Origin of the sequence: Mesobacillus stamsii, assembly GCF_030814065.1 — a bacterium.
Classification (GTDB): Bacteria; Bacillota; Bacilli; order Bacillales; family Cytobacillaceae; genus Mesobacillus; species Mesobacillus stamsii.
Genome location: NZ_JAUSUN010000016.1, coordinates 65,238 through 81,112, shown reverse-complemented (window position 1 = coordinate 81,112; position 15,875 = coordinate 65,238). Strand labels below are relative to the sequence as shown.

General features: G+C 41.2%; 15 protein-coding genes. 4 read left to right on the top strand and 11 right to left on the bottom strand.

From position 1 onward, the window contains the following. Positions 1 to 157 precede the first annotated feature (157 nt). The 9 genes from phoU to J2S25_RS13155 all read right to left on the bottom strand — a co-directional run bounded on the left by phoU (position 158) and on the right by J2S25_RS13155 (position 9,903). The gene (gene phoU, locus J2S25_RS13195; protein ID WP_307192115.1) at positions 158 to 817 is read right to left on the bottom strand and encodes a phosphate signaling complex protein PhoU; all 660 of its coding nucleotides are present in this window, start codon (positions 815 to 817) and stop codon (positions 158 to 160) included. A gap of 17 nt (positions 818 to 834) precedes the next feature. Next, entirely contained in the window at positions 835 to 1,608 is a 774-nt protein-coding gene (gene pstB, locus J2S25_RS13190; protein ID WP_307192114.1) for a phosphate ABC transporter ATP-binding protein PstB, read from the bottom strand. Between the two features lie 11 nt (positions 1,609 to 1,619). Further along, on the bottom strand, positions 1,620 to 2,393 hold the full coding sequence (gene pstB / locus J2S25_RS13185; RefSeq protein WP_241768462.1) for a phosphate ABC transporter ATP-binding protein PstB: 774 nt from the start codon (positions 2,391 to 2,393) through the stop codon (positions 1,620 to 1,622). Between the two features lie 54 nt (positions 2,394 to 2,447). Next, the gene (pstA, locus tag J2S25_RS13180) at positions 2,448 to 3,335 is read right to left on the bottom strand and encodes a phosphate ABC transporter permease PstA (RefSeq protein WP_307192113.1); all 888 of its coding nucleotides are present in this window, start codon (positions 3,333 to 3,335) and stop codon (positions 2,448 to 2,450) included. Further along, positions 3,336 to 4,256 carry a phosphate ABC transporter permease subunit PstC gene (gene pstC / locus J2S25_RS13175; protein ID WP_044393132.1) on the bottom strand — a complete coding sequence of 307 codons (921 nt, stop codon included), beginning with the start codon at positions 4,254 to 4,256 and terminating at the stop codon, positions 3,336 to 3,338. Between the two features lie 96 nt (positions 4,257 to 4,352). After that, positions 4,353 to 5,264 carry a phosphate ABC transporter substrate-binding protein gene (locus J2S25_RS13170; protein WP_307192112.1) on the bottom strand — a complete coding sequence of 304 codons (912 nt, stop codon included), beginning with the start codon at positions 5,262 to 5,264 and terminating at the stop codon, positions 4,353 to 4,355. 270 nt (positions 5,265 to 5,534) lie between these two features. Next, positions 5,535 to 7,685, bottom strand: coding sequence for a peptidoglycan D,D-transpeptidase FtsI family protein (locus J2S25_RS13165; protein ID WP_307192111.1), 2,151 nt, complete (start codon positions 7,683 to 7,685; stop codon positions 5,535 to 5,537). A gap of 168 nt (positions 7,686 to 7,853) precedes the next feature. Next, the gene (locus J2S25_RS13160) at positions 7,854 to 9,071 is read right to left on the bottom strand and encodes an MFS transporter (protein ID WP_307192110.1); all 1,218 of its coding nucleotides are present in this window, start codon (positions 9,069 to 9,071) and stop codon (positions 7,854 to 7,856) included. A 223-nt stretch (positions 9,072 to 9,294) separates the two neighbouring features. After that, entirely contained in the window at positions 9,295 to 9,903 is a 609-nt protein-coding gene (locus J2S25_RS13155; protein ID WP_044393138.1) for a superoxide dismutase, read from the bottom strand. A 354-nt stretch (positions 9,904 to 10,257) separates the two neighbouring features. Here J2S25_RS13155 and J2S25_RS13150 point away from each other — a divergent pair, with 354 nt between their 5' ends. The 3 genes from J2S25_RS13150 (at position 10,258) to ispG (ending at position 14,189) form a co-directional block, all read left to right on the top strand. After that, positions 10,258 to 10,950 carry a Crp/Fnr family transcriptional regulator gene (locus J2S25_RS13150; protein WP_052806999.1) on the top strand — a complete coding sequence of 231 codons (693 nt, stop codon included), beginning with the start codon at positions 10,258 to 10,260 and terminating at the stop codon, positions 10,948 to 10,950. A gap of 1,691 nt (positions 10,951 to 12,641) precedes the next feature. Continuing rightward, complete coding sequence (gene yqfZ, locus J2S25_RS13145) at positions 12,642 to 12,983, top strand: protein YqfZ (protein ID WP_044392414.1); 342 nt, start codon at positions 12,642 to 12,644, stop codon at positions 12,981 to 12,983. A gap of 117 nt (positions 12,984 to 13,100) precedes the next feature. Then, positions 13,101 to 14,189: a flavodoxin-dependent (E)-4-hydroxy-3-methylbut-2-enyl-diphosphate synthase gene (gene ispG, locus J2S25_RS13140; protein WP_198528171.1), complete on the top strand. Its 1,089-nt coding sequence runs from the start codon at positions 13,101 to 13,103 to the stop codon at positions 14,187 to 14,189. Between the two features lie 50 nt (positions 14,190 to 14,239). Here the strand turns inward: ispG and J2S25_RS13135 are convergent, their stop codons facing one another. Then, positions 14,240 to 14,677 carry a DUF4190 domain-containing protein gene (locus J2S25_RS13135; RefSeq protein ID WP_084221754.1) on the bottom strand — a complete coding sequence of 146 codons (438 nt, stop codon included), beginning with the start codon at positions 14,675 to 14,677 and terminating at the stop codon, positions 14,240 to 14,242. A 156-nt stretch (positions 14,678 to 14,833) separates the two neighbouring features. Between J2S25_RS13135 and J2S25_RS13130 the strand changes: the two genes are divergently transcribed. Further along, positions 14,834 to 15,403, top strand: coding sequence for a 5' nucleotidase, NT5C type (locus J2S25_RS13130; protein WP_044392411.1), 570 nt, complete (start codon positions 14,834 to 14,836; stop codon positions 15,401 to 15,403). 54 nt (positions 15,404 to 15,457) lie between these two features. On the opposite strand, the gene zur is transcribed toward J2S25_RS13130, so the two are convergent. Continuing rightward, positions 15,458 to 15,871, bottom strand: coding sequence for a zinc uptake transcriptional repressor Zur (gene zur, locus J2S25_RS13125; protein WP_044392410.1), 414 nt, complete (start codon positions 15,869 to 15,871; stop codon positions 15,458 to 15,460). Positions 15,872 to 15,875 lie beyond the last annotated feature (4 nt).

The following is a 15,875-nucleotide window of genomic DNA, read 5'->3' as shown; positions in this document are numbered from 1 at the left end:
TCCTTTTTTATTTTTCTTAATCGACAAAAGTTCTTAGCATCTGAGTGTTCTCTACAAAACTCAAGGCGACAACTTTTTTGCAAGAGTCAAGTAAAAAACAAAATAAATCCCATCCTGATTCCAAAACGACAGAACCAGGATGGGATTCAAGGCCACATTAGGCGTTTAAATCATAATTTTTGCCAGTAACAAGATAAATAACGTTTTCTGCAATATTGGTCGTATGGTCTCCTATTCGCTCAATATATCGGCATACAAATGCCAACTGGGTTATCTGATTTGTTGCTGTAGGCTTTTGAGGGATGTAGCCCATCAATTCTTTGATCAGACGTCCATACATTTCATCGACTTCATCATCCCTTTGTGCACACTTTTTAGCCAAGTGTGCATCTTCCGCATAAAAGGAGGTAAGGGAATCCGATAGCATTTCAAGGCTGATTTCCAGCATTTTCGGGATTTCAATAATCTCTTTAATATACTTTTCCCCTCCGATGTGGAGAGTTGACTTAGCAATATTTACTGCCATATCGGCAATTCGTTCAATTTCAGATGAGACTCGCAGGGCAGCAATGATTTTTCGCAAATCCGTTGCTACTGGCGATTCTTTTGCGATTAGCAAAATTGCCTGTTCATTAATTTCTTCATCCATATGATCGATTTTATTATCTCCGGCAATGACAGCTTGTGCCTTGTCACTATCCTGCTCTACAAGCGATTCCATCGAGAGGATCACAGCCTTCTTTGCCTCATCCCCCATGTGAAGGACTTTTTCTTTCAATTCTTTCAAATTATTATCAAAAAATGTTCTTGTTACCATCTTTCCACCCCTTCTTATTATCCGAATCGACCCGAAATATAGTCTTCTGTTCTTTGATCATACGGTTGAGAAAATACTTTTGTCGTGTCATCAAGTTCTATTAGTTCTCCCATTAAAAAGAATGCTGTCTTGTCAGATACTCTTGAAGCCTGTTGCATATTATGAGTGACGATAACTATAGTATATTTTTCTTTCAGCTCAAATATGAGTTCTTCGATTTTAGATGTAGAAATAGGATCAAGCGCAGAAGTTGGTTCATCCATAAGAAGAACTTCAGGCTTAGTTGTCAGGGCTCTTGCAATGCACAAGCGCTGTTGCTGGCCTCCTGATAATCCCATTGCAGGAGCATTTAGCCTGTCCTTGACCTCATCCCAAAGAGCAACGTCTATTAATGATTTCTCGATTATTTCATCAAGTTCCTGCTTTTTTTTCAAGCCATGTATCCTTGGTCCATACGCAATATTATCATATATCGACTGTGGAAAAGGGTTTCCTTTCTGAAACACCATCCCTACATTCTTTCTTAGTTCAACTAGGTCCACCTTATCGCTTAAAATATTTTTTCCTCGGTAATTGATTTCACCTGACATTTTCACACCCGGTATCATATTTATCATCAGGTTGAGCGTTTTAATAAATGTTGATTTTCCACAGCCCGATGGTCCGATAATTGCGGTTACTTCGTTATAATGAATCGGAAAATTGATACTTTTTAATGCTAAATTATCACCATACCAAAGGTTTAAATCCTTCACATCAAAAACTCGTTCTGTTGTTGTTAAAGTAGACACATTGCTCCCCCTTATCCAAACCGTCCGGAAATATACTCTTCTGTTTTCTTAACACTAGGATTCGTGAAGATTTTTTCTGTCCTGTCAAACTCAATTAGATCTCCATTTAGGAAAAATGCTGTTTTATCTGAAATTCGCGAAGCCTGCTGCATATTATGTGTGACAATAATAATAGAATAATCGTTTTTCAGCTCTACAACAAGCTCTTCCACTTTCGCGTTTGAAATTGGGTCCAATGCTGAGGAAGGTTCATCCAATAGTAGGACTGTCGGTTCCATCGCAACCGTACGCGCTATACACAAGCGCTGCTGCTGACCTCCCGATAGAGACAGAGCTGAGGTATGAAGACGATCTTTCACTTCCTCCCAAAGAGCTGCCTTTGTAAGACTTTCCTCTACTTTTTCATTTAGCACGCTCTTTTTGTGAATGCCCGCAAATTTTAGAGCGTAGCTTATATTTTCATAAATGGATTTAGGAAAGGGATTTGGTTTTTGGAAAACCATCCCTATTTCCTTTCTCAATGCAACTACATCAATATTATCTCCAAGAAGATTGATTCCCTCATAATTAATTTCTCCCTCTGCCCTTGCACTAGGAATCAAATCGTTCATTCTGTTTATCGACCGCAGAAACGTCGACTTACCGCAACCTGACGGGCCAATTAAAGCCGTCACCGCATTTTTTTCAATATCCAGAGAAATTCCATTTACTGCGCGATTGTCCCCATAATAAATACTTAGGTCCTTTACTTCCAAAACAATATCGTTTCGCCTATTTTCATCCATTATTTGCGAGTTGCTTTTTTCTTTCAGAGTTGTAGCCATAACAACTTCACCCCTTTATTTAGTTGCCGTAATTTTTTTGTGGATTTTGCTGCCGATCCATCTTGCGGATAAGTTGAATATAAGGACTGCTATGATAAGGACAGCAGACGCACCAGCAGATTTTTCAACAACATCGGGAATAATTCCCTGTGTGTTAACAGACCAAATATGGACAGCTAACGTTTCTGCCGGACGAAAAATATTTAATGGCGACCTATCATAAAATGGATTCCAGTTTCCATAGTCAAGCCTCGGGGTAGATAAGCCTGCAGTGAATAATAGGGCAGCTGCCTCTCCAAACACCCGGCCAGATGCAAGAATTACACCTGTCAGAATAGAAGGGAATGCACTAGGAAGAAGGACATGTTTAATCGTATGCCAATGGGTGACACCGAGAGAAAGGCTCGCTTCTTTTTGATCACCTTGAATAGAATTGAACGCATCCTCCGTTACTCTTACAATCACAGGCAGGTTAAAGATCGTAAGGGCCAGTGCCCCTCCTATGATGGTATATCCCCAACCAGTGAGATTGACAAACATCAACAAACCGAACATACCTATTACAATGGATGGTAAAGATGCAAGAACTTCAATAAAAGAACGAATTAAATTAGTTATTTTCCCGGGCCGCGCATATTCCGCCATATAGATACCGCCTCCCACACCAAGAGGTACAGCGATCACCATAGTAAGGAATAGAATATAAAATGAATTAAATAACTGGTCCCTGATTCCGCTGCCGCCAAGGACATTACTTGAAGGAGTTGTTAAAAACTCAATACTAATATGTTTAAGGCCATTGCCAAGAATATAGGCAAACAACCCAATTAAAATCGCGACAATGATAAAAGCAATTAAACCAAAGATTGCTGTTGCAATTCTGTCCGCTGTCTTGCTGTTCATTTATATTTTCCTCCTTGCAGACAAATACCGAATAACGAGAATAAAAGCAAATGACATAATCAACAGGAGGAGCCCCATTGACCATAGAGTATTATTTTCTATACTCCCATAAGTTGTGTGGCCCATGTTCAAAGTTATAATCGTTGTCAAAGTTGCAGAGGCATCGATGATACTGGACGGCAGGGTACGAACATTCCCAATAACCATCTGCACCGCGAGAGCCTCCCCAAATGCACGAGCCATTCCGAGCACAACCGCCGTAAGAAGGGTGGGAGATGCTGCGGGAATAAGCACTTTGCGGATTGTCTGCCACCGTGTTGCTCCGAGTGCAAGCGAACCTTCTCTTAATGCTGTTGGCAAGGAAGCCATCGCGTCCGTTGCAATCGAAGTCACAGTAGGTAGGATCATGATTGATAAAACAATGGTTCCTGTCAAAAGGCTGAATCCTAGCCCTCCGACATTTTCCCTAATAAAAGGCACAAGCACACTAAGCCCTATGAATCCATAAACAACGGAAGGAATTCCGACAAGTAGTTCTATGACCGGCTGAAGCACTTTCCGACCCCAGGAAGGTGCTATTTCGGTCATGAATATCGCCCCGCCAATGCCGAGCGGTGCAGCTACCAATGCAGAAAGGAAGGTGACAGCAAACGAGCCAAAAATAAAAGGAAACGCACCATATAGCGGACTCTCAGCATTTGTCGGATCCCATTTTGTACTGGTTATAAACTCAATTGGACTAATGCCGTTTTTTGTAAATGTCTGTAAGCCTTTTGACCCCAGAAAAATAGTAATCGCAACGGTGGCGAAAATCATAATGAGCGCACTGGCCGTTACGAGCATTCTTCCTCTTGCTTCCCCATTCATCCTGCTGTTTTTGGACTTTATCAGTCTTTCTTTAGCTGGAACCGATTTTTCCATAAATTTTGACACTCCCGTATACGTTATAAGAGGGTAAGTGCCGACAGGCACTTACCCTAAAGAATATAGTTTGTTAGGTGATTACTTCATATTTCCTTATGCATCACGTTCAACTTCCATTTTTGAACCTGGGATATACCCTTGATCTTTCACTAAAGTTGTTTGGATTTCATCGCTCATCATATAGTCAATGAAAGCTTTAGCAAGAGCATTAGGCTCTCCTTTTGTGTAAGAGTGTTGATATGCCCAAATTGGAAATTTACCTTTTTGGACGTTTTCGTCAGTAGGCTCAACGCCATCTACAGAGAGTGGTGTTACGGAATCATCAGTGAAGTAAGAGAAAGCAAGATAGCCAATTGCGCCTTCCGTTTCGCTAATGATTTTTTTCACTGTGTTTGAAGAATCTTCGGTGACTCCTTCAGCAGGTGTTTTATCATCAAGAGCATATTTCACGAAAGTAGCACGTGTACCAGAAGAGTCCGGGCGGTTTACAAGGACGATCTTTTGGTCTTTTCCGCCAAGATCTTTCCAGTTCGTGATTTCGCCAGTAAACACTTTGATTAGGTCTTCTTTTGAGATATCATTGATTCCAACATTTGGGTTTACAGCTGCAGCCATTCCAACAACAGCTACTTTGTGATCAACAAGCTCATCGGCTGGAATTCCTTCCTTTTCCTCTGCGAAAACATCGGAATTACCAATATCGACAGAGCCTTCAGCAACTTGGGAAAGACCAGTACCAGATCCGCCAGCATTTACCTGAACATCAACATCTGGATTTTTAGCCATGAATTCTTCAGCAGCAGCTGCAACTAGCGGCTGCATTGCAGATGAACCTGAAATTACCAACGAGCCTGAAAGTTTTTCTGTTGCAGTTCCATTGGTATCAGTGTTACTAGAACCATTCGTTCCTGGATCAGCAGTATTGCTCGTTCCGCCACATGCTGCAGAAAACACCATTAAAGCTGCTAAGATTAACAGCAGGCTGATTTTTTTCGCATTCTTCATTTCTAATTCCCCCTACAGTTATGGTTGGTACGTCCTACAAGAGTAACAATACAGCTTTACTTTTAACATTGTTTTAACCTAATGTAAAGGTTTTGTAAATTTAGTTGAATTATGTGTAAATCTGTCGAAACAAGGAATAGATAGAAACTGTTTGTTTCTCGAAGATATTTTATCCTTATTTATTTTAAAAGTATACCCATAGCCCAATAAAAAAAACTGCCTATTATAGACAGTTAAGAAGTTGATTGGTTTGTCTTCCTCTTTATCTCTTTATGGCTGCTCTGCACCCGTTCCGTTCTCGCCTTCCTGAGAGGACTGTGCCGGGTTTAAATTGCCTTCACTGCGTTTCTTTTTCAATTCAAAATACGTATCGAGGATTCTTCTGCCGATATCATTATTAGCGTGATGACCTGTATCCCCTTCATACGCCCACGGGACCACTACGGCTACGGCAATCTCTGGATTATCGTATGGTGCATAGGCAACAAGGCTTAAATTCATAACTTCTGGGGTTTTATCATAATTTTTCCTTTTTGGTCCGTCATAAAATGCCTGTGCTGTCCCGGTTTTTGCAGCTGGTCTATAATCGGCAGAAATAAATGTTCCATAAGCTGTCCCCCCCGGTTCCTGCGCAACTCTCCTGAAGCCTTCCTGAACTCTGTCGAACCATTCTGGCTTGGCATCAACCTTATTCAAGACGACAGGCTCAAATTCATTCACGACAGGACCAACTTCATCATTTTTCATGACTGGTTCTCTGATTTCCTTGACTATCCTCGGCTGAAGTCTGTTGCCGCCGTTTGCAATTGTGGACACATATTGTGCCAATTGAAGAGGAGTATACGTGTCATATTGTCCGATCGCAAAGTCGAGCAGGAGACCAGGCTGTTTCGCTGTTCCTTTAAAACCGACCATCTCATTCGGGAGGTCGATTCCCGTTCTGACCCCAAGCCCAAATTGGCTGAAGTGATTCCGCATTGTCTCAAAAGCCTGCGGATCAATATCCAACGGCTGATCATACTGATAATTTCCTTTGCCAATATTGATGGCAGTCCTGAACATATATACATTTGACGACACCTTTAATGCATCGCGATCATCCAGGTAACCTAATCCTGCTTTCCATGATTTCTTTGGATTGGTTCCTTTTATTTTTATCGGAGTGTCTAAAAACTCTGTTCCCGGGCTAATTGCTCCTGTGCTAAAACCCGTTAAAATCGTGGCACCTTTTACTGCAGACCCGACATTATAGGAAGTCGTGAAATTGCCACTCGCAAAATCCTGTAAAACGTTCTTGCCTGTAGCTTCATCCTTGACAAGTTGTTTTCCTGCCAGTGTCAAAACTTCTCCCGTACTTGGGTCCATCAACACGGCAAATGCCCTATCAAGGAGCCCAGTCCCAGATGTCTGTTTCGCCTTTAATAATTCCTCTTCGATAATTTTATCCACTGAAAGCTGAAGATCCATGTCAATTGTCAGCACGAGATCTTTCCCCCGTTGTCCTTCTGATATCACCTCAGTATCAAGGACATTGCCGCCTTTATCTGTTATGTTCTTTACCTTTGCTTTCTGTCCGTGAAGAATATCTTCATATTGCTGCTCGATATAACTCAACCCTACCCTATCATTTCTGCTGTATCCTCTAGCAAGATAATATTCCAGTTTTTCTTTTGGGAGACCTTTTTCCGAATCACTAACTTTCCCCAGAATGGTTCTTAATGTTTTATCGTAGCTATATTGACGTTCCCAGTCTGTAGTTGTATCCACCCCAGGGAGCATTTCGAGATTTTCACTTACAATCGCAAATTCTTCAATGGTTAAATCTTTTTTGATGATTTGAGGGGACAGAGCATATCCACTCATCATCTCTTTTAAAATAGCAAGAATCTCTAAATCCGCTTTTGTAAACTCATTCAACTCAGCTTCCGTGATCCGTTCAAGCTGCATATTATAAATCGCCTTATCATCAAGTTTTTTCTCATCATATTTCAGCCATTCTTCCTTGGTGATTTTGTCCCGGGCGCTTTCTTCATTTTTCATCATCCAGTAGTCTTTTTTGTCTCTTTCCCCAATCTTCTTTAAATCAGCTTCCGTATCCTTGACGATTAATTTTGCAAGCCGTTCAGCTACAGTAAGCATTTCTTTCGTTTTTGTACTCTGGCTCTTCGTATAGGTAATCGCCATACTAGGGGTATTATCCACGATTGCTTTCATATTTCGGTCATACATCTTCCCTCGTGGAACAGGGTTATTTACTGTCACATCTTCTGTCCGTTCGATTTCCCTTTTAAAATCCTCTCCGTACACAATTTGCACAATCCCCAGCCTTAAAATCAGCGTCGAAAATAATACAAATACTGCAAAAAACACCATATTCAGTCTGAACGGCACTTTCGTTTTCTTTTTTTTCTGTTTATTCAAACCTCTCCCACCTCTTCAGTCTGTAAGTCGGTAGCTTCCTGACCTTTCTCTATTTTAACGAAAATCAACTGCATTTACTATCTTTAAACAATCGCAGATTATTTTTCCAGCAGAGAAAAAAGCGCAAGCAGCTTGATCCGCATGCTATGCGCTAAAAAGACTTTCCAGTTATGCTGTTTTAAAGTGGATGTTCCTAATAAAGAGGTAAATCAAGGTATGCCCGCTTCCAAGCAGGACCAGAAGGAAAGGAATCGCTTGTTTTTCACTGAATAGATGGATTGCCAGCAGAAAAAGCAAAATCGAAGCAGCTCTGCCAAGATTTAAAAATAATTCGCGCACGACAATGTATTCCACCCTCATTTCAGCCGCTTTCCAGCCGCGGCCAATTACATCGTAGGTCATGGAAGAGTAAGGCACAAGCAGTAGAGGGTAAGCGATGGCAATCAATGCAGCATATAATAGAAGCCGGGAATAGCTGAGTTCAAATATAAGTAGGAAAATCGCAAAAAACAGTATCAATCCGCCGACGAGAATTGCTTGTTTCCGATATTCTTTTTTTAGGGTCCGGGATACAAAATAATAAGCGAGAAATGATATCCCAGAATTAACCAATCCGTAAGTACCCAAAGCCATTTCGCTATCTGTGGCGATGAATACGAAAACGGAAACGACAAATACAAAAACCCCTTCTCTCAGCCCCTGGAAGAAATGAGCATTTGTCACCATACGCCAATTTTTATCATGTTTCCTTTCGATAATAATCCGCCGGAACCAGTACTTGCCGTGGGCAGGGCGTCGCTTCAAAAAGAAACTCAATAAAACAGCGATGGAAAACAATCCTAAAGATAACCCGAAAACCACCGTATAACCAGTCAGCTTTTCTAGTCTTGAAATGATAAAGCCAGCGGCTACTGGTCCAATCATTCCTCCAATAGATCCGAGAATTCCGAGAAACCCATTAAAGAAATCACGAGTTTCTGGCTCGGTGATTTCAAAGGTGAGAACATTGTAGGCTAGCCAGTAGAAACCATAGCCGATTCCTAAAAGAACACCCAATAGCAATAAAAATTCGGATGCTTTTGTGCCTACAAACAACACCGTCACATAAAACAATGCTAAAAAGATGACGCCAATGCGGAGCACAATGACTCTGTCAACCTTCTTTGCCCATCTCCCAGCAAGGATAAAGGTGAGCGGCTGGGCAACGACAATCGAGAGATTATACAGTGCTAAATCGGCCAGTTCGCCGGATTGCTTCCATAAATAGATGTTAACGAACGTATTGGAAAGGGCAATGCTTAAAGAGTATAACCCCCCAATCATCAACAGGAGTGCCAAATCCTTAGTCAGTTCAATGTCTCCTAATAATTTGTTTGCTTTGCTCATGATCGACTCCCCTTTTCTCTTGGGTAGTTTCTAACAAAGCAATCAGAGCTATTCACTTTTTAACAAGAACGAAAAGCGCAAGCGCCACGAATAGCCCCGACAAGCGCTGTAGCTAGATTAAGAAAACCACAAAAAGTTATCCACAACTAAATAATTTTATAATTTCCTAAACAAAACAAAGAAAGAGGCCGCATTTATTGCAGCCCCTCGCGTATTTCCCTAATTATTTCGCAGATGCATAGCGCTTGCTGACTTCTTCCCAGTTCACAATGTTCCAGAATGCACTAATGTATTCTGGTCTTCTGTTTTGGTAGTTCAGGTAATACGCATGCTCCCAAACATCCAAGCCAAGAATCGGAGTTTTACCTTCCATCAATGGGTTGTCTTGGTTTGGCGTGCTAATTACTTCTAGCTCTCCATTTTGAATAACGAGCCAAGCCCAGCCAGAACCGAAGCGAGTAGTTGCAGCTTTAGAGAATTCTTCCTTGAAGCCTTCAAATCCGCCAAACTTTGCGTTAATTACTTCCGCTAATTCTCCAGTAGGCTCGCCGCCTCCATTTGGAGAGATAACTTGCCAGAAAAGAGAGTGATTCGCATGTCCGCCGCCATTGTTGCGAACTGCAGTGCGTGCTGCCTCTGGAACAGCATCCAGATTAGAAATAACTTCTTCGACAGATTTGGATAGAAGCTCTTCGTTTCCTTCTAATGCGTTGTTAAGATTTGTTACATACGTATTGTGGTGCTTTGTGTGGTGAATATTCATTGTTTCCTTGTCAATGTGTGGTTCCAGTGCATCGTATGCGTATGGTAATTGTGGTAATTCAAATGCCATTTTAACATCCTCCTATGTATCGTGTTTCACTTTTAGAACAATCTTTCATACAATTTAGGTAATTAGAATTGTTCTAATAGTGCTTGCTTTTAGCATACCAAAGAAAAAGATTTGTTTCAAATAAAAAGCCTTGTCTAAACAAGATTAACCTATCCACATCATCCTTCTTTTATACATGCATGTATTTGTGAAAAAAGTTTAGAAAATCGTCAATTTTCTCCGAACGCAGTCGTGTCAACGATATTTGTCGCACATAGCTGAAAATATTTCCAGTTATTTCTATAACCCAATTGACATAGCTGCCACAATTCCCTTAAATCAAAGTATAGAAAGGAATATAAGGAGACGATCCAGATGGACAGAAATATATCATTGTACAGTTTAATGATACAAAGCTTCATTGATAAAGAAACAATTCAAAAAATCAAAGCAGACACCATCCTTTTCCAGGAGGACGAAAATGTTCAAAATGTTTATATTATCTTAAGCGGAACTGTTTCAGTCGGCCGTGTTCACATGAAAGGCAAAGAATTCATCCTCAAAATCCTGAACGGCGAAGAAATGATCATAGAATATGAATTGTTCAAACATACTCCGCGATACCATTTTTCCGCAAAAACACTCACTGACTGTGAAGTGCTGATGATTAAAAGAGAACAGTTCGAAGAATTCGTCCTTGATGATAAAACAGCGATGAATGCACTAGTGAATTGGTTGAGTACAAGATACCTTAAGGCGCAAATGAAATGCCAGGACCTGATTATGAACGGAAAAAAGGGTGGATTGTACTCCATATTGATCAGGCTATGCAACAGCTACGGGGTAATGACAGATGAAGGAATCCTGATTGATTTACCGCTTACCCACCAGGAACTTGCCAATTTGACCTTCGGAACCCGTGAAGTGATCCAAAGAATGCTTAAGGACTTGCGCGAAAAGGACGTCATCGCCTATGACCAGCTAAAATTCACCGTAAAAAACCTTAGTTATTTAAAGAGAGAAGTCGATTGCCAGAATTGTTCCTTTGAAATCTGCGGATTAAATTGATTCCATAGGATAAATTAACAGGATTCTCATGAGAAAAACCGGACAAAAACCGCCCGGTCTTTTTTTGGGTTTGGCTGATAATCGATTTTCACTCCAGACACTCGCTTTCCTCGGGGCGACAGGTGAGCCTCCTCGTCGCTTTGCTCAAACCTATTCCGATAGCAACCGAGCCTATCACCATCCAAATAAATAATTTCACCCCAAACCCTCACAGGATTGTTTTTTTGGTAAGAACTTAGAACCTGTCAAAATAAAGGGGTTTTCTTGACAACTTTTCGCTCTATACCCACAAACCTGTCAAAATAAATTTGTCCAGCATTAGCACATAGCCCAACACTTAGGCAAGCCGTTTGCCGCTAACTCCTCCAGTCGTTTTTCGCCTTCGTATCTATCAACAAAAAAGATTCGTTTAAGAATATTTGGCTCCATTGCCCCTCGATTTTCCTGCAATTGCAAAAAAGGGTAAACATATAAATTCTGATATTATAAGAAAAGCGCAAGCGCCTTTATGATTGTGGCAACTTCCTAGTGGCAACCACCTTTCTACTCGCCGTTTCCTTCTCCTGCTTGAGACGGAACTTAATCAGAACGGAGATCGTATGCTAGGTGTATTTATGTGAAAAGGTATTTTTTATAGCGCTCATCGGTGTATGCCAGTTCAGAGGTATTTTTAGCACCAATACCGCTTATTGGTGACCTCTTTCTCCAGTTTCTGGTTTTTTAGGGCACCAATACTGCTTATTGGTGTCCTCTTTCTCCAGTTTCTGGTTTTTTAGGGCACCAATACTGCTTATTGGTGTCCTCTTTCTCCAGTTTCTGGTTTTTTATGGCACCAATACAGCTCATTGGTGTCCTCTTTCTCCAGTTTCACAATTTTTAGGGCACCAATACGCTCATTGGGTTCGAAAGAGATTTCACATGAAGAAAATGCTGTATCAGACTGCCAGCAAATTGGATTAGACTACTTTTACAGCCGTCAAAAGGCAGTGGAGGTAACCACTTTGTCCAAACTTGTATCCTTCTTGTTAACTATAAAACCAAATACGAGTTTAAAAATTGTTTAAAAATTATGGAAGGTGTCGATGTAGAACCTAAATGGATACAGCTGACAAAATTGGTATCAAATGAATCTTCTGTTTTACTAGTGAAGCGCAAGCATCTGATCGATACTACCGAATCTTTTCAAATATAGTCATAGTATTAAGCTTATTATAATAGAGGGGATGTTTTGTGGTAAGAACTATTCTAATGGATCATTGGGGCAATTGTCGTGATCGGTTTCTTGTTCAGTTTGTTATAAGGTAAGTTAAAAGAGCTGTCAAGGGAATAAATAGTACCTAGGCTAGCCTCTTTTTTCGTTTAGAATAATGGGTTAGCTTCTTCTAAAGCTAAGAATGGTTTGTGTTGCGGCTTCACAAAAATATAAATTCTGATACTATAAGAAAAACCGGACAAACTTCGCCCGGTCCTTTTTCGTTTGGTGGATAATCGGGGCTGTTGATTGGAACGTTTGACACTCTCGCTTTCCGCGGGGCGTCAGGTGAGGGGCTAGGCACTGGAACTAGCGCGATTTTTTTAAACCAATTCTAGCTAACTGAACAAATTACTAGTTATTTTTTCTACCATTTGGTTCTGAACTCTATTTTTTCTGCATAAATATTGGATATAAGCAGATAGAGGAGGAAGTTCCTATGAAAAAATTGGCAGGGTTACTGGCTTTCCTAGTTTTGACGTATGCTGTTTACAATGATTTAAGCATAGGAACACTTCCCGCTTTGAGAACGGCAGAATCAGTTTTAGCAGAAGCGGAAGAATCAGGGAACCCCACCGAAAAGAAAATTCCTTATTTCGAACATGAAGTCAAGCCTGGCGACACAGTCCTTTCTGTACTCGACAGCAATTCAAACAAACCTCTCTCCGTCCCGGTTTCACAGTTGGTAGAAGACTTTAAACAGCTTAATGAGGGGATGGATCCGAAAAAGATTCAATTTGGCAATACCTATAAATTCCCGGATTATAGCCATAAAAATTAACAAAGACTAACAAAAAAAGTCTTTCCTTGTCAATTTGATGAAAAGCTTGATAAAATGGGGTTGTGAACTGTAAGGATAAATTCCATTTTTTAAAGGAGCGAACCACTGTTGAGTGATATAATACATCGTACCAAAACCCGTCCAATCAAGGTTGGCAATCTAACTATTGGTGGAAATAATGAAGTAATCATTCAAAGTATGACAACCACAAAAACTCATGACGTCGAAGCGACGGTTGCTGAAATTAAACGTCTTGAAGAAGCAGGATGTCAAATCGTTCGTGTTGCATGTCCGGATGAAAGAGCGGCAGATGCCATTTCTGAAATAAAGAAACGTATTAATATCCCTCTGGTTGTTGATATCCACTTTGATTACCGCCTGGCGCTTAAAGCAATCGAAGGCGGAGCAGATAAAATTAGGATCAATCCTGGAAACATTGGCAAGCGCGAAAAGGTAGAGGCGGTTGTTAAAGCGGCAAAGGAAAAAGGAATACCAATTCGGATTGGTGTTAATGCCGGATCACTAGAGAGACGAATTCTCGACAAATACGGCTATCCTACTGCAGATGGTATGGTAGAGAGTGCTTTGCACCATATTAAGATCCTTGAAGATCTTGATTTCCATAACATTATCGTTTCTATGAAGGCATCTGACGTGAGCCTTGCAATGGAAGCATACGAGAAAGCAGCGAAGGCGTTCGATTATCCGCTGCATCTTGGAATCACTGAATCCGGAACTTTATTTGCTGGAACGGTAAAAAGCGCCGCTGGTCTAGGTGCCATTCTCAGCAAAGGAATCGGAAATACGGTAAGGGTGTCACTGAGTGCAGACCCAGTTGAGGAAGTGAAGGTTGCTAGGGAAGTGTTGAAGGCTTTCGGCCTGATTGCGAATGCTGCAACATTGATTTCTTGCCCTACCTGCGGCCGAATCGAAATCGATTTAATCAGCATCGCCAATGAAGTCGAAGAATATATCTCTAAGATCAAGGCACCGATCAAAGTGGCCGTGCTCGGCTGTGCTGTGAACGGTCCTGGCGAAGCGCGGGAAGCCGACATCGGCATTGCCGGCGCCAGAGGGGAAGGCCTGCTTTTCCGCAAAGGAGAAATAGTCCGTAAAGTACCTGAAGCAACAATGGTAGAGGAATTAAAGAAGGAAATCGATATACTTGCAGCTGAAAAGCTTAAAGAAGCTGCCCTCCTGAAATAAGCTAAAAAATGCCCGGAGAATTCCGGGCATTTTTTGTTTGGCATTTTCCGTCAAAAGAACGGCAGAATCAAAATGCCTACCAGAATGGCGATTGTCCCTATGCCAATCGCCCAATTGCCGATTGCGGAACCGCGGCGACGGGCAATGAATCCAAGGACAATTCCAGCTGCCCCAAAGAGAACAGGTAAAATAAACAGCGACAAGATCGATAGGGCAAGAGCCGAGTATGCAAGGCCCCGTCCTTCAGTTGTACTTTCTTTTGCTGACCTTCTTCTAAACGCAGGGGTTACAGGAGCAGCAATTTCTGCCGCTGCCTCCTCGTGATAACTTTCCTCACGATCCGCTATCATTTCCTGAGAATGCTCCGCTACCGCAGTAGCAGCTTCCTCTTGGTAATGGTTGTCACATTCCTCTGTTAACGGAATGACGTCCTGCTTAGATTCAGTGCTATATCCGGTATCAATCTGTTGTCGTTCTTGGTCTGCCACTTTAATCCCTCGCTTTCTTAAGTGGAGCATTTAGTATTGTTTACGGCGGAGCGGTTTTTCATCATGGCAATGTTTAACTAATATCTAAAAGTAAAGGTTTTCTGGACAATTTATTTTTGCTAAAATGAAAAGAGATTATGGTTTAAGGAGCAGACGATGAAAAGACGTTTTGGCATAGATATTGATGGAACAGTCACTTCTCCCGCTACATTTGTACCCTATTTAAACGAAGCATTCGATTTACAGCTTAACTTAGATGATATCAAGCAGTATGATTTTCTGCCGCTTGTTTCCGTCAGTGAACAAGCGTTTGCTGCCTGGTTTAAAAAAATGGAACCAGTGATCTATTCTAAGTCTCCTTTAGCCCCCGGTGCAAAGGAAATCCTGAAAAGCTGGGAAAAGGAGCATGAATTGTATTTTATCAGCGCCCGGAGCACACATTTACTGGGACTAACGCAAGATTGGTTTTCTGCCAATGATCTTAGCTATCATCATATCCATTTAATAGGTTCGCATGATAAAATCCAGGCAGCACGAGATTATCGTGTTGAAATCTTTTTCGAGGACAAGCATGATAATGCAGTCAATCTGCATGAAGAACTAAATATTCCTGTCATCCTCTTTGACACCCCGTATAACCAGGAGCCAATTCCCGATGGCGTCATTCGAGTAAACAATTGGCAGGAAGCAAATAATTGGGTACGAAATTGGCTAAAAAATAGCTAAACGGCCATCATTTATTGATGGCCGTTTTTTAAATTTTTTAAAAAAGGAAATGCCCTAGAGTTGACAATCTGGGCATCTTCCATATATTTCAAATTTATGGCCAGAAATATCATAACCTTTAAAATTTGATTCGATATTCCGCATTGGACAGGTGTCAATTTCCTTTGTTTTTCCGCAGTTCAGGCAAATAAAGTGGTGATGATGCTCCGTCTGGGAACAGGTAAACCGGAAATGTTTTTCTCCAGACAGTTCTGTCATCTCCAAAATTCCCAGCTCGACAAACACACTTAAATTACGATAGATCGTATCAAACGACAACCCAGGATGATTTTTTTTCATTTGTTCAAGTACATCACGTGCCGTCAAATATTTGTCATGGTCAGAAAACAGCTGGAGCATATCCTCACGTTTATCGGTATGTTTATACCCCTGTTCCTTCAGCAAGTTCATTGCCTCATTCACATTCATGATA

What these genes read in the sequence shown, in the direction of transcription:
- phoU (WP_307192115.1), bottom strand. Translation starts at nt 817, where the DNA reads ATGGTAACAAGAACATTTTTTGATAATAATTTGAAAGAATTGAAAGAA.
- pstB (WP_241768462.1), bottom strand. Translation starts at nt 2,393, where the DNA reads ATGGATGAAAATAGGCGAAACGATATTGTTTTGGAAGTAAAGGACCTA.
- pstA (WP_307192113.1), bottom strand. Translation starts at nt 3,335, where the DNA reads ATGAACAGCAAGACAGCGGACAGAATTGCAACAGCAATCTTTGGTTTA.
- pstC (WP_044393132.1), bottom strand. Translation starts at nt 4,256, where the DNA reads ATGGAAAAATCGGTTCCAGCTAAAGAAAGACTGATAAAGTCCAAAAAC.
- J2S25_RS13170 (WP_307192112.1), bottom strand. Translation starts at nt 5,264, where the DNA reads ATGAAGAATGCGAAAAAAATCAGCCTGCTGTTAATCTTAGCAGCTTTA.
- J2S25_RS13160 (WP_307192110.1), bottom strand. Translation starts at nt 9,071, where the DNA reads ATGAGCAAAGCAAACAAATTATTAGGAGACATTGAACTGACTAAGGAT.
- J2S25_RS13155 (WP_044393138.1), bottom strand. Translation starts at nt 9,903, where the DNA reads ATGGCATTTGAATTACCACAATTACCATACGCATACGATGCACTGGAA.
- J2S25_RS13150 (WP_052806999.1), top strand. Translation starts at nt 10,258, where the DNA reads ATGGACAGAAATATATCATTGTACAGTTTAATGATACAAAGCTTCATT.
- yqfZ (WP_044392414.1), top strand. Translation starts at nt 12,642, where the DNA reads ATGAAAAAATTGGCAGGGTTACTGGCTTTCCTAGTTTTGACGTATGCT.
- J2S25_RS13130 (WP_044392411.1), top strand. Translation starts at nt 14,834, where the DNA reads ATGAAAAGACGTTTTGGCATAGATATTGATGGAACAGTCACTTCTCCC.
- zur (WP_044392410.1), bottom strand. Translation starts at nt 15,871, where the DNA reads ATGAATGTGAATGAGGCAATGAACTTGCTGAAGGAACAGGGGTATAAA.